This window comes from Azohydromonas lata NBRC 102462, from assembly GCF_001571085.1.
GTDB lineage: Bacteria > Pseudomonadota > Gammaproteobacteria > Burkholderiales > Burkholderiaceae_C > Azohydromonas > Azohydromonas lata.
Window position 1 is genome coordinate 94792 of the sequence record NZ_BCTC01000008.1, and the last position, 13342, is coordinate 108133.

General features: G+C 73.0%; 9 protein-coding genes. 4 read left to right on the forward strand and 5 right to left on the reverse strand.

What is annotated here, in order from left to right; translation table 11 throughout:
- Positions 1 to 57: 57 nt before the first annotated feature.
- Together ALA01S_RS05190 and ALA01S_RS05195 are read right to left on the reverse strand one after the other, a co-directional pair.
- A complete protein-coding gene (locus ALA01S_RS05190) occupies positions 58 to 1569 on the reverse strand; it encodes an aminotransferase-like domain-containing protein (protein ID WP_084267237.1) in 1512 nt (503 codons plus the stop codon).
- Between the two features lie 20 nt (positions 1570 to 1589).
- Positions 1590 to 3035: an aminotransferase-like domain-containing protein gene (locus tag ALA01S_RS05195; protein ID WP_066332972.1), complete on the reverse strand. Its 1446-nt coding sequence runs from the start codon at positions 3033 to 3035 to the stop codon at positions 1590 to 1592.
- A 268-nt stretch (positions 3036 to 3303) separates the two neighbouring features.
- Here ALA01S_RS05195 and ALA01S_RS33880 point away from each other — a divergent pair, with 268 nt between their 5' ends.
- Complete coding sequence (locus ALA01S_RS33880; protein WP_066332974.1) at positions 3304 to 3666, forward strand: DUF2917 domain-containing protein; 363 nt, start codon at positions 3304 to 3306, stop codon at positions 3664 to 3666.
- A 193-nt stretch (positions 3667 to 3859) separates the two neighbouring features.
- Here the strand turns inward: ALA01S_RS33880 and ALA01S_RS32575 are convergent, their stop codons facing one another.
- The 3 genes from ALA01S_RS32575 to ALA01S_RS05215 form a co-directional block, all read right to left on the reverse strand.
- Entirely contained in the window at positions 3860 to 4273 is a 414-nt protein-coding gene (locus ALA01S_RS32575; RefSeq protein WP_157118774.1) for a hypothetical protein, read from the reverse strand.
- Positions 4274 to 4526: 253 nt separating this feature from the next.
- Positions 4527 to 7787: a bifunctional diguanylate cyclase/phosphodiesterase gene (locus ALA01S_RS05210; protein ID WP_084267239.1), complete on the reverse strand. Its 3261-nt coding sequence runs from the start codon at positions 7785 to 7787 to the stop codon at positions 4527 to 4529.
- Positions 7788 to 7945: 158 nt separating this feature from the next.
- Entirely contained in the window at positions 7946 to 9985 is a 2040-nt protein-coding gene (locus ALA01S_RS05215; RefSeq protein ID WP_066332979.1) for a diguanylate cyclase domain-containing protein, read from the reverse strand.
- A 438-nt stretch (positions 9986 to 10423) separates the two neighbouring features.
- Between ALA01S_RS05215 and ALA01S_RS05220 the strand changes: the two genes are divergently transcribed.
- The 3 genes from ALA01S_RS05220 to ALA01S_RS35305 form a co-directional block, all read left to right on the forward strand.
- Positions 10424 to 10870 carry a hypothetical protein gene (locus ALA01S_RS05220; RefSeq protein WP_066332982.1) on the forward strand — a complete coding sequence of 149 codons (447 nt, stop codon included), beginning with the start codon at positions 10424 to 10426 and terminating at the stop codon, positions 10868 to 10870.
- A gap of 100 nt (positions 10871 to 10970) precedes the next feature.
- Positions 10971 to 11543, forward strand: a complete 573-nt coding sequence (locus ALA01S_RS05225) for an NnrU family protein (RefSeq protein ID WP_066332984.1) — start codon at positions 10971 to 10973, stop codon at positions 11541 to 11543.
- A gap of 9 nt (positions 11544 to 11552) precedes the next feature.
- Positions 11553 to 13342: M1 family metallopeptidase (locus tag ALA01S_RS35305; protein WP_066332986.1), on the forward strand; the 1790-nt coding region annotated here is incomplete at its 3' end.

Here is a 13342-nt window from a genome sequence, read left to right on the forward strand (position 1 = left end):
AGGGCGCGATGGCGTGCTTGCGCCAGCCCTGCGGCAGGCCATCGCACCCGGCCACCGTCAACCCGCCGGTTCACCCTCGCGCATCAAGGCCTGCGCCAGCTCTCCTACCCGCCGCAGTGCCCGCCGCTGGGCCTCGTCCCAGCGGCCGCCCAAGCCCAGCCGGATGCAGTGCCCGTAGCGCCCGGTGGTGCTGAAGATCGAACCCGGCGCGATGCAGATGCGCTCGCGCAGGCAGGCTTCGTACAGCGCCATGGCGTCGCTGCCCGCGGGCAGCTCCACCCACAGGATGAAGCCGCCCGGCGGGTCGGTCACGCGCGTGCCCTTGGGAAAGCTCTCGGCGACCAGCTCCCGCGCGTCCGCCACGCGCGCCGCCACGGTCGAGCGCAGGTGGCGAAAGCCGCTCTCCAGCCCGGGCTGCATCAGCAGGTCCGCCAGCGCCAGCTCCATCAGCTCGGTGTAGCTGCCGGAGTGCACGGCCTTCAGGTGCCGCACCTCGGCCGACCAGCGGCCTGCGTCCGTCCAGCCCACGCGCAGGCCGGGCGCCAGCGTCTTGGAGTAGGAGCCGCACAGCATCACGTGGCCCGTGGGGTCGAAGCTGCGCACGGCGCGGCGCTGCTCGTCGTGCTCGCACAGCGGGTTGTAGAGCACGTCCTCGATCAGCGCCACGCCGCGCTGCGCCACGAGCTGCGCCAGCCGCCGCCGCTCGGCCAGCGGCATGCTGGAGCCCAGCGGGTTGGACAGCGTGGGCACGGCGATGACGGCCTTCACCGGCTGCGTGTCCAGCGCCAGCGACAGCGCGTCCACCGACAGCCCGTGGCGCGGATGCGTCGGGATCTCCAGCGCGCGCAGGTGCATGCTCTCCAGCAGCTCCAGGAAGCCGAACGAGGTGGGCGACTCCAGCGCCACCACGTCGCCGGGCTGCGTGACGGCGCGCAGGCACAGGCTGATGGCCGCCTGGCAGCCGGTGGTGGAGACGATGCGCTCCGGGTCCAACTGGCAGCCCAGCGCCAGCGCCTGGCGCGCCACGGCGCGGCGGAACTCGGCGGCGCCGTGGCCCGTCGGGTAGCGGCACAGCGAGGCACGATGCCGCTGCGCCGCGCGGCTGACGGCACGGCGCACGCGCTCCTCGGGGAACAGGTCGGCGCTTGGGCACACCGCCCCGAAGGACACCACGCCCGGCTCGTGCGCCATGCCCATCACCCGCGCCGCCAGCGAGCTCACCGCCACCGGCTGGGCCTGCGGCGCCAGCGCGGTGGTCTCCGGCTCGGCGGCACGCCGGCCGGGGCGGCCGGCGACGAAATAGCCCGACCGCGGGCGGGCCTCGATCAGCCGCGCGTCTTCCAGCGTGCGGTAGGCCTGCACCACGGTGGCCATGGACACGCCCTGCTGGCGCGCCAGCTCCCGCACCGAGGCCAGCCGCTCGCCGCGCGCCAGGGTGCCGGCGCGAATCGACCCTTCGAGCTGCTGCGCGATGCGCAGGTAAAGCGTCTCCTGCGCCCGGTCCTGCCCGGCGCCGCGCCTGCTTTCCTGCCTGGTGTCCCGCCGCTCGTCGTGCGCAATGGCTTCCATGCCTGTGGGCCCTTCCCCGTTCAACTGGCGGCGGCCGGCAGCACCCGGTGCGCCAGCTCGCCGATGCGGCGCAGCGCTTGGCGCTGCGTGTCGTCCCAGCGCCCGCCCACGCCCAGGCGCAGGCAGTGGCCGTAGCGTCCCGTGGTGCTGAACATGGGCCCGGGCGCGATGCAGATGCGCTCGGCCTGGCAGGCCTCGAACAGCGCCATGGCGTCGCTGCCCGCGGGCAGCTCCACCCACAGGATGAAGCCGCCGGGCGGGTCGGTGACGCGCGTGCCCTTGGGAAAGCTCTCGGCGATCAGCCCGCGCGCCTCGTCCACCCGCGCGGCGAAGAGCGTGCGCAACTGGCGGAAGGCGCTTTCCGTGCCGGGCTGGGTGAGCAGGTCGGCCATGGCGGCTTCCAGGAACTCGGTGTGGCTGCCGGACTGCACGGCGCGCAACTGCTGCACGCGCTGCGACCAGCGGCCCGCGTCGGCAAAGCCCAGGCGCAGGCCCGGGCCGACGGTCTTGGAGAAGGAGCCGCAGACCATCACGTGGCCCGTGGGATCGAAGCTGCGCACCGCGCGGCGCTGCTCGTCGTGCTCGCACAGCGGGTTGTAGAGCACGTCCTCGACCAGCGGCACGCCGCGCTGCGCCACGAGCTGCGCCAGCCGCCGCCGCTCAGCCAGCGGCATGCTGGCGCCCAGCGGGTTGGACAGCGTGGGCACCACCAGCACGGCCTTGATGGGCTGCGTGTCCAGCGCCAGCGTGAGCGCGTCCACCGACAGGCCCTGGCGCGGGTGGGTGGGAATCTCCAGCGCGCGCAGCTCCAGGCTTTGCAGCAGCTCCAGCAGGCCGAAGTAAGTGGGCGACTCCAGCGCGACGATGTCGCCGGGCTGCGTGACGGCGCGCAGGCACAGCGTCATGGCCTCCATGCAGCCGTTGGTGATGACGATGTCGTTCTGGTCGAGCTGGCAACCCATGGTCAGCGCCTGGCGCGCGATGGCACGGCGCAGCTCGGCCGAGCTGGTGCGCAGCGGGTAGCGGCACAGCGTGGCGCGGTTGCGCTGCAGCGCGCGGGTGAGCGCGCGGCGTATGCGCTCCTGCGGAAACAAATCTTCGCTGGGCGCGGCGGCGCCGAAGGAGATGTACGAGGGGTCCACCGCCGCGGCCAGCACGCGCTGGCCCAGCGTGCACACCGCCACCGCCTTGGATTGCGGCGGCAGCGGCGTGGTGTCGGGCTCGGCCAGCCGCCGCGCCGCGGAGCGGCCGGCCACGAAGTAGCCCGAGCGCGGGCGGGCCTCGATGAGCCGCGCATCCTCCAGCGTGCGGTAGGCCTGCACCACGGTGGCCATGGACACGCCCTGCTGGCGCGCCAGCTCCCGCACCGAGGCGATGCGCTCGCCCCGCGCCAGCGTGCCGGCCCTGATGGAGCCGGCCAACTGGTCGGCAATGCGCAGATAGAGAGTGTCTTGGTGGCGTTCCATGCCGGAATTCTGTATCGGTCGCTGCTGCACAGACCCATACAGATACAGCCGCACACGACCGGTACAGCCGGCCGCGGCGGGCGGCTGTCATGGCTGTATTGGCCGGCGTCTGCATCTGTTCAGGTCCAGGCCCGGCGCCGACATTGGCTGCACGGCAGACGAAGTTTCAAAAGCAACCAAGGCCCCCGGCGCGAAGCCGGGCGGCGGCGGGGCGAAGGGAGCTTCCCGGCCGTGCCCAAGTAGCAACACACATCACAAGAGGTCCGCCATGAACCTGAGCACGCATTCGCACCAAGCCGCTTTCGACCTGCAACCCGGCACCGCGCTGGGTTTGAGTCACGCCGCTGGCCGCGAGCTGGTCGTGTTCAGCGGCCGGGTGTGGCTGACCATGGGCGGCAACCAGGAGGACTTCTTCCTCGCTGCCGGCGACCGCATGCGCATTGGGGCGGACGCCGTCATCCAGTGCGACAGCCCGGGCGCGGCACGCCTGCAACTGGCCGCCGGGGGGCCGTCGCCGCTGCGCTTGGCCGGGCAGTTGATCGCCGTCCTGGCGCGTCGGCTGCCGCGGCTGCCGGCCCTGCTGCCGGCGCCGCTGGACCGCAAGGCGGCGGACGAGGGGCATACCGCCTGAGATTGAATCGAGCCGGGTATTTACTCCTGCAACGTCTGCAACCCTGGACGGCAGCAATACGTCCCCACGGTGGCAGCAACAAGACAGCAATAAGGCTGCAATAAGGCTGCAATAAGGCCTAAATACCCGGCACCCCGGTTTTCAGCTTCTCAGGGTTTCATGGGCAGGGCCGTGGCACGCCGGCCCGGCCGGCTCACAAATACCCCTGGCAACTCCACTGCTCGTCGCCCAATTGGGCGTAGCAGTTGATTTTTCCTATGCGGGGCAAGGAGGGCGCATAGGTGAAGCTCAATTGCCGGCTCTTGGCATCCAGGCTCAATTCCGGCTGGGTGGGCAGCCGGTTGAGGTAAGCGGGCGTCAGCTCGTCCAGCGAATCCGGCAGGCTGCTGTGATCCCGCTCGTACAGGGCCAGGGCCTGCAGCACCGGCGTGGCGCGCTTTTGGTATTTGAGCCCCATTTCATCATGGCCCGGCGTGCCGCCACTGCAGGCGCAAAGCCCGCTCACAGCCACGACGGAAATTACCCGGTGAAGCATCATGACCTCCCTGCGGCCGCATTCAGTCATGGGCCATTGAATGTTTTTCTTTGTGCCATGGTCTGCGGCCATGTTCGATCACCGGCCTATGTTTACCCTTGCCGGCAACGCCCAGACATGCGCGGCGACATACTATTTATCAATTTCCCATGCACCCGTGAAAAATTAACGCTTTGGGTCAGAAAACTCCGCTGAAGCACCTCAACTTTCATGGGCGGATGTCGCTGGGGCCTGCAAGAGGAGCCATGACGCGGCTTCTGCGCCGGTGCGCCGGCACTTGAACCGGCAACGAAAAGGGTGAAGGCCGCGGGCGGGGCCGGCGGCTTCAGGCTGCGTCGCTGCGCGTGAGCAACTGCAAGATGGGCCGCACCTCGCCGCGGGTGACGGGCGGGGTGGGAGGCAGGAGCTGGCCGATCCAGGCCTCCAGGTCCGGCACGGACAGCGGGCGCGCGTAGTGGTAGCCCTGGAACTCGTCGCACTCGGCGCCGCGCAGCACCTCGGCCGTGGCCTCGTCCTCCACGCCCTCGGCCGTGACCTGCAACCCCATGGTGTGCCCCAGGCCCACGATGGCGCGCACCACCGCCAGCTCGCCCAGGTCGCGCGCGAGCGCAGCCACCAGCGTGCGGTCCACCTTGAGCCGGTCCACCGGGAAGCGGTTCAGGTGCGGCACGCTGGAGTAGCCGGTGCCGAAGTCGTCAATGGACAGGCCCACGCCCAACTGCTTGAGCGCCACGAACTGCGCCAGCATGAATTCGACGTCCTCCATCACCGCCGCCTCGGTGAACTCCAGCTCCAGTTGCGCCGCGGCCACGCCGTGGCGCTGCAGCGCCGAGCGCAGCGTCTCCAGCAGCGCCGGATCGCGCAACTGCACCGGCGAGAGGTTCACCGCCACGTGCAGGTGCGGCATCTCGCGCGCGCGCCACTGCGCGAGCTGGCGGCAGACCTGGTCCAGCACCCACGCGCCTATGGGCACGATCTGCTTGGACGCCTCGGCCACGGGCACGAACTCCATGGCCGAGACCTCGCCCAGGCGCGCGCTGTTCCAGCGCAGCAGCGCCTCCACGCCCACCAGCGCACCGTCGCGCGCGGCCACGCGCGGCTGGTACAGCAGCGAGAACTCGCCGCGCTCCAGCCCAAGCTTCAACTGCGACTCCAGCATCACGCGCCGGTGCGCGCGCTCGTGCACCTCGGCCGTGAACAGGCTGGCCGCGTCGCCGCCCTTGCCGCTGGCCTGGGCCACGGCCGCGTCGGCGCGGCGCATGGCCTCCTCGGCCTCCACGCCAACCAGGCACGGCGCCACGCCCACGCTGCAGGTGATCTCCATCGACACGCCGTTGACGGCGTAGGCTCGGCGCAGTTGCGGCAGGAAGCGCTGCTCCACCAGGCGCAGCGCCTCCTCGCCGTCCTGCAGCCCGCCCAACGCCACGGCGAATTCGTCGCCGCCCAGGCGGCAGGCCACGTCGCCGGCACGCAGCGTCTCGACCAGGCGCTGCGCCACGGCGCGCAGCAGCGCGTCGCCGCCGGCGCGGCCCAGCGAATCGTTGATCTGGCGGAAGCGGTCCACCCCGATGCACAGCACCGCCACCTGGGACTCGCCCAGCCGCGCGCGCTGCACCATCGCGCGCAAGCGCTCCAGGAACAGCACGCGGTTGGGCAGCCCGGTGAGCGCGTCGTGGTGCGCCAGGTAGCGGATGCGCTGCTCCTGCGCCTGGCGCTCGCTCACGTCCACGGCGCTGAACAGCGTGAAGCGCCGCGGCCCCTCGGCGGAGGCCACGTCGCTGATGACGCTGGCCACCACCCACACCGGCACGGAGCGGCCGTCGGAGCGGCGCAACTGCATCTCGCCCTGCCAGCGGCCCTGCCCCTCCACGCTGCGCCAGAAGCGCTCCACGAACTCGCCTTCCGTGTCCTCGGCCAGCAGCCGCTCCAGCCCGCGGCCCACCACCGCGTCGGTGCGGCAGGCGGTCAGCCGGCTCAGCGCGCCGTTGAGCGAGACGAGCTGGCGCTGCTGGTCGAAGATGGCCAGCGCCTCGGTGGCCGCCTCGTACACCTGCGCCCACATCGACAGGCCCTGCTCGGCCGCCCTGAGCCGCTCCACCGGGGTGAAGACGGTCAGCACCGCGTCGCGCCCGTTGTAGACCAGCCGCCGCTGCGACACCACGCCGCTCAGGGCCTGCGCGCCCATCTGCCAGCGCACCTCGAAGCCGTCGACCTGGCCGCGCTCGCCCAAGTGGCGCGCCAGCTGCGCGCGGGTGTCGGCGTCCAGCCCCAGGCTCCAGGGATCCTGCCGGCGCCGGCCCGTGAGCTCCAGCCCGGCGGCGTTGGCGTGCAGCACCTCGTGCGCGGGCAGCGAGGTCACCACCAGCGGCAGCGGCGTGACGTCGCCCAAGCCCGTCTGCGACTGCAGCGTCTCCAGCGCGGCCTGCAGCTCGTCGCGCTCGGCGCGCTTGCGCGTGAGCCGCGACAGCGTCTGGTTGAAGGCCTGCGCCACCTGGCCGAACTCGTCCTGCGCGTCCCACTCCAGGCGGCGCGTGGTGTCGCCGCTGCGGCGCAGCGCGCGCGCCACCTCGGCAAAGGCCTCCAGCGGGCGCGTGATCTGGCGCGCCACCCGCAGCGACAGCACCAGCAGCACCAGCAGCACCGCGCCGCCGCCGCCAAGCTCCAGGACCAGCTTGCGCTTGCGCTGCTGCACGCGCTGCTCCAGCTGCGCCGCCAGCGGCGCCGACAGCCGCGTGGCGTGCTGCTCGACCTGCGTGAGCAGCGCGCGAAAGGCCACGTCCAGCGGCTGCAGCGCGGCCTCGGTGGGGTTGGTGTTGCCCTGCGCCAGCGTGCGCCCGCTGCGGCCGAAGTCCTCGATGGCCCCCAGCATCTGCGTCTGCCAGGCCAGCGCCGCGGCCAACTGCTCGTCGTTGGTGTTGCGCGCGTGCTGGCCGTCGAGCTCCAGCAGCCGTGCCTGCGCCACGAGCTGGCCTTCGAGCATGTAGAACTCGCTGCGCCAGTCCTCCACCGCCTCCACCCCCGGCGTGCCGTGCGGCACCGCCGCGGCCAGCAGCAGCGCTTGCATGCGCTGCGCCAGCACCATGAGCTCCGGCAGCCGCGACACCACGATGGGCAGCGCGTGGCGCCCCTGGTCCAGCGCGGGGCTGGCGCCCAGCCGCGCATCCCAGGCCACACGCTCCACCACCGTCTCGCCCTGGCGCAGCACCTCCACGCGCAGCGCGGCCAGCGCGGCACGCCCGGGCAGCCCGGCCATCTGCTGCGCCGGGTCCTGGCTCAGCCGCTCCAGCGCCTGCGAAAAGCGCCCGCCCGCGGTCTCGGCGCAGGACGGCGCCTGCAGCATCAGCGCCGTGGAGCGGCGCGAGGCGCCCGTGGCCTCCGGCGCCACCGAGCCGATGAGCACGCGCTGCACCTCGCCCAGGCAGGCCAGCCCGGCCAGCTCCTGCTTGGCCCCGTCGGCGATGCGCAAACGATCGCGCACGAGCATGCCGCCCAGCCCCGCGGTCAGCACCAGCGGCAGCAGGCTCAGGACGAGCAGCTTGGGGCCGACTCGCAATCGGCCGAAAAGAGGGGGAATGACGCGCGGCATGTCAAGCACTTCACGGACCGCCGACGACTCGTGCGTCCATGCGGCGCCGTCCGCGAAGCCATGGACCCGCCACAGTCATCAGCAGCCAGTGGACCTCGCAATGCTGCGGCACAGCACGCCTGCAGGCGGCATGAAGTCCACACTGACTGTGATCTACGTCACAACGTATCCAGAAGCTTGGTGCTGAAACCTGCGTCGCCGTCCTGCGGCCAGGCCGCCACGCGGTTGCGCCCGCCCTGCTTGGCGGCGTAGAGGGCGCGGTCGGCCCCGTCCACCAGCGCGGCCTCGCCCGGGTCCTGCGGCTGGCCTTGGCCCTCGGCTTCGCCCCCGGCCCCGCTCTGGCCGGCCTTGCCTGGCCCGCTTGCCTGCGGCAGCGGCGGCAGCAGGGTGTGCAGGCCCACGCTGACCGTGACGCGCCGCAGCTCGCCGTGGGGGTGCTCTATGGCGAGCTGCCACACCGCGCGCCGCGCCAGCTCGGCCACCACCTGCGCGCCCTGGGCGTCGGTGTGCGGCAGCAGCATGGCGAACTCCTCGCCGCCCCAGCGCGCCACCAAGTCGCCCGGGCGGCGCGAGACGCTGCGCAGCGCCATGGCCACGCGGCACAGGCAGGCGTCGCCCGCGGGGTGGCCAAGGCTGTCGTTGAACTGCTTGAAGCGGTCCACGTCCATCATCAGCAGGCTCAGCGGCTCGCGCCGGCGCCGCGCGTCCAGCCAGGCCTCGCGCAACGCCTGGTCGAAGCGGCGCCGGTTGGCCAGACCGGTGAGCGGATCGAACGCGGCCAGCCGCGCCAGCTCCTCGTTGCTCAGCGCGAGCTGCTCGTGGGCCGTCTCCAGCTCCACTTGCGTGCGCCGCAGCTCCGTGATGTCGGTGCGTATGGCGATGTACTGGTAGGGCTTGCCGCGCTCGTTGAGGAAGGGAACGATGGTCGTGTCCACCCAGTAGGTGCTGCCGTCCTTGGCGCGGTTCTCGATCTGGCCCTGCCAGACGCCGCCGCGCGCGATGGTGCGCCACATCTCCCGGAAGAAGCTCGGCGGGTGGCGCTCGGAGCGCACGATGCTGTGCGGCGCGCCTATGAGCTCCTCGCGGCTGTACTTGGAGAGGGCGCAAAAGCGATCGTTGACGCCAACGATCACGCCGCGCACGTCGGTGATGGCCACCACGGCGTGCTCGTCCATGGCGCGGCCCAGTTCCGCCAGGCGCCGGTGCGAGCGCTGCAGCTCGCGCGCCAGGGCCTGCTCGCGCCGCAGCGCGCGCTGCATGCGCACGCTGGCGCCCACCAGCAGCGCCACCACCGCGGCCACGGCCAGTGCATCCAGCACCGCCAGGCGCCCCCACGCCGCCAGCACGTGCGAGCGCGCCTGGCCCACCACGACCAGCAGCGCAAAGCGCTGCGAGTGCACGAAGCTGTACTCGCGCAGCACGCCGTCCAGCGGCGACGCGGCGGTGAAGCTGCCCGCGTCGGCCAGCGCGTAGTGCTCGCGGTAGAGCGCCGACCCCTGCAGCTCCGCACCCAGCGCGCTTTCGCTGTAGGGGCGGCGCACGAGCACGGTGGCGTCGCGGGTGTTGAGCGCCAGCAGCCCGTCCGGCCCCAGGTCGAAGCGCTCCAGGTACTGCTGCAGGTAGCGCACCGACAGGGCCCCCACCACCACGCCGGCGAAGCTGCCGTCGGCATGCACCAGGCGGCGCGACAGCGGCACCACCCACTCGCCGTGGGGCTCCACGCGGTAGGGCTTGCCCACCAGGAGGTCGTCGCGCGTGCTGGCGCGGTGCGCGGCGAAGAAGGGGCGCCCGGCCGCCGAGGCCTCGTAGCGCGGCACGGCGTAGGAGCTCAAGCGCAGCGCGCCGCGGGCGTCGTAGACGTAGATGTCGTGCAGCGCGGGCTGCCCGCTCAAGTGGCGCAGGATCTCGTCGCGCAGCGCCTGCGTGGCGCCGCCGCCGTCCTCGTAGGGCGCCAGCACCGTGCGCGCCACCAGGGCCATGAAGCTGTCGGACTCGCGCACCACGGCCTCGGCATGGTCCAGCACCGAGGCCGCGAGGTTGGCGTTGGACTGCCGCGCCTGCGCCAGCGCGGCCCCGCGCGCCTGCCACAGAAACAGCGCCGCTGCGGCCACCAGTGCCGCGCAGGCCAGCAGCAGCACCAGGCCCACGTGGCGGCGCACGCCGCCCACTGCCGCGTCCGCGTCGGCGTGAATCGGCACTGAATCGGAATGTTCTGGCGTCATGACGGGAAAACGTGCCGCAGCCGCTGCACGGGGCGTGGCGGCGCGGGCCAAGGCGCCGGGCGCCGAAAGCTTCGCGGCCGCACGCATGCAAGCCCGGCGCTTCGGCAGCGGCGGGTCCGAGTTGAGGCGGCAGCCTCGAAAAAACCGCGCATTGTCGTGCGTCTGTCATGAGGAGCTTCCCCCAAGCTGATTTCCCGGGATGCACCCCGGGATGCGGGAAGGCGGTTTGCCTGTGCACCCGCAAGCCCCGCCGCACCGCCTGCGGACGACGCCGCCCCGCCAGCCCCCAGCCCGCCGCCGCCTCCAGCCGCCCACAGCGCGGCAGCGGCGCAGGCTCCCGGGCCAGGCAGGACGCCACCGTCCGGGGCGGCTGCGGCACCCCGCACCGTCCGCCAAGCTTCCAAGGAACCTGCCATGCCCACGCCGCGCGCCCGCTACCGGCCTCCCAGCCCCTCCTTCTTCAGCGCCTTCAGCCCAACGCGGCTGCGGCTGGACGAGGCGGCGGAACTGGAGTCGCTGGCCGACTTGCTGCAGCACTTCTGGATGCAGCTCAACCGCGCGCGCATCCAGTTCCTGTGCCAGACGCTGTCGGCCGAGGCGCTGCAGGCGCTGTGGAGCGAGCGCATCCGCGAGATCCAGGCGCTGCTGCAGCGCGTGGGCGTGCTCACGCGCGACCATGCCGTGGACGGCCTGGAGCGCGTGCGCGTGGCCGTGCAGGACTGGGAGGAACAGGTGGCCCGCTTCGAGCAGGGCCCATTCAAGATGGCCGACTACTGCATTCTGCAAAACCGCCTGGAGACGCTGGCGCGCGCCATGGACCTGTGCGTGCGCATGTGGCAGTTGCAGCAGCGCCGCAACTGAGGCTGCGGCGGCGCGCGCCGCACGGCGCCGCTGAGGTTGCGGGCGCACCGGCTGCCGGCGCCTATGATGCGGCGCCCCACTGCCGCGAAAGACTGTCGCCATGACGCTGCTGCTGCTCGGCCTGCTGCTGTTCCTGGGAACGCATTCGCTGTCCATGCTGGCGCCCGACTGGCGCCGCCGCTGGATCGCGCGCCATGGCGAGAAGCCGTGGAAGGGCCTTTACTCGCTGCTGTCGCTGGCCGGATTGATCCTGCTGGCCGTGGGCTACGGGTGGGCGCGGCAGTCGCCCGTGGTGCTGTGGACGCCGCCGCTGTGGACGCGCCACCTGGCGCTGCTGCTGATGCTGCCGGTGTTCCCGCTGCTGCTGGCGGCCTACCTGCCCGGGCGCATCCGCAGCGCCGTGAAGCACCCCATGCTGGCGGCCGTGAAGCTGTGGGCGCTGGCGCACCTGCTGGCCAACGGCACGCTGGCCGACGTGCTGCTCTTCGGCGGCTTCCTGGCTTGGGCGGTGGCCGACCGCATCTCCGTCAAACGCCACCCGCGCCCGCCGGTGCCCGCAGCGCCGCCGCGGCCGGCCAACGACCTCGTGGCGATCCTGGGCGGGCTGGCGCTGTACGCGCTGTTCCTCGCGGGCGCGCACGCCTGGCTCATTGGCGTGTCGCCGCTGGGCTGAGGCACCCGCATGACGCACTTCCGTTCACGCCCTGTCCGCACGCCGGCGGCCACCCTGGCGGCCTCCCTGGCGGCTTGCGGCGCCTTGGCCGGTGCGTTGCCGCCGGCCACCGCCCCGTCCCACCACATCACGCTGCGGCTGGAGCCCGCCGAGGGCCGCCTGGAGGGCGTGGACCACATGGCGCTGCCGCCGGGCCGGCGCGGCCCGCTGGCGCTGCAGCTCATGCAGGGGCTGCAAGTGCAATCGGTGAGCGCCGCGGGCCGCGCGCTGCCCTTCACGCGCGAGGGCGACGCGCTGCGCCTGGCGACGCCGGCAGGCGCCTCGTCGCTGGAAGTGCGCTGGTCCGGCCGCCTGGCGGGCCAGGCGCCGCCGCGCGTGGCCGCCGAGGGCACGTGGCTGCCGGGCGAGGCCGCCTGGTATCCGCGCTTGGGCGAGGCCGACCGGGTGCGGGTGGACGTGCTCACCCCGCCCGGCCAGCAGGCCGCGCTCACCGGCGCGCTGCGGGAGGAGGACAGCACCCCAGCCGGCACGCGCACGGTGTTCGAGGCCTACGCCGGCGAGCCGCCCACGCTGCTGGCCGGCCCCTGGCAGTGCGAGGGCCGCCCGCATCGCGGGCTGCGGCTGCGCGCGTGCTTTCACGCCGAGGTCGCCCCTCTTTCCCAGGCCTACCTGGACGACGCCGCGCGCCACCTCGACCGCTACGCCGCGCAACTGGGCCCCTATGCCTACGCCGGCTTCGACATGCTCTCCGGCCCCGACCCGGTGGGCCTGGGCTATCCGGGGCTGACCTACGTGTCGCGCGCCATCCTGCCCCTGCCCTTCATGCGCGCGCGCTCGCTGCCGCACGAGGTGCTGCACGGCTGGTGGGGCAACGGCGTGCGGGTGCGCGCGGGCAGCGGCAATTGGGCCGAGGCGCTCACCACCTACCAGAGCGACTACGCCTTGTCCGGCGCCGAGGCGCAGGAGCGCATGCGCCGCGAGTGGCTGCAGGACTTCGCGGCGCTCGCCCCCGCGGCGGACACGCCGCTGTCGGCCTTCGTCACCAAGACGCATGCGCGCGACCAGGTCGTGGGCTACGGCAAGGGCGCCTTCGTCTTTCACATGCTGGAGCGCCAGTTGGGCCAGGCCGCCTTCGACGCCGGCCTGAAGCGGTTTTACGCGGCGCACCGCTTGGGCGACGCGGGCTGGCGCGAGCTGCAGTCGGCCTTTGAATCGGCCGGCGGCCAGCGCCTGGACGGCTTTTTCCCGCAGTGGCTGCAGCGCGCGGGCGCGCCGGCGCTGGCGCTGCAGGGTGTGGACTGGCGCGAGGACGGCGTGACGCTGCGGCTGGCGCAAACGCAGCAGGGCGCGCCCTACGCGCTGCGCGTGCCCGTGGAAATCACGACCGGGGACGGCGCACGCGAGACGCACGTGCTGGCGCTGGAAGGCGCACGCACGCGCGCGGACATCGCCACCCGCGCGCGGCCCGTGGCGCTGCAGGTGGACGCGCACGCGGACGTGTTCCGGCGCCTGGCGGCCGGCGAGCGCGCCGCCACGCTGCGCGACGTGCTGCTGCTGGAGTCGGCGCGCACGGTGCTGGTGAACGCCGAGGGCGATGCCGGCGCGGCCGCGCTGGCGCTGGCCGGGCAGCTCGTGGCACAGGCGGGCGAGCCGGTGGCCGCCGGCGCGTGGGAGCGCACGCAGCCGGCGCTGGCGGTGGGCGTGGGCACGCCGGCCGCGGTGGCCGCCGCGCTGGGCCTGGAGCCGCCCGCGCTGCCCGCGGGCGAGCCCGCCACGGTGGTGGCCTGGGCCGTGGCGGG

Excerpts from the sequence above, each read along its gene's own strand:
- ALA01S_RS33880 (WP_066332974.1), top strand. The coding sequence starts at position 3,304 with ATGAACCTGAGCACGCATTCGCACCAAGCCGCTTTCGACCTGCAACCC.
- ALA01S_RS05225 (WP_066332984.1), top strand. The coding sequence starts at position 10,971 with ATGACGCTGCTGCTGCTCGGCCTGCTGCTGTTCCTGGGAACGCATTCG.
- ALA01S_RS05210 (WP_084267239.1), bottom strand. The coding sequence starts at position 7,787 with ATGCCGCGCGTCATTCCCCCTCTTTTCGGCCGATTGCGAGTCGGCCCC.
- ALA01S_RS05220 (WP_066332982.1), top strand. The coding sequence starts at position 10,424 with ATGCCCACGCCGCGCGCCCGCTACCGGCCTCCCAGCCCCTCCTTCTTC.
- ALA01S_RS05190 (WP_084267237.1), bottom strand. The coding sequence starts at position 1,569 with ATGGAAGCCATTGCGCACGACGAGCGGCGGGACACCAGGCAGGAAAGC.
- ALA01S_RS05195 (WP_066332972.1), bottom strand. The coding sequence starts at position 3,035 with ATGGAACGCCACCAAGACACTCTCTATCTGCGCATTGCCGACCAGTTG.
- ALA01S_RS32575 (WP_157118774.1), bottom strand. The coding sequence starts at position 4,273 with ATGGCCGCAGACCATGGCACAAAGAAAAACATTCAATGGCCCATGACT.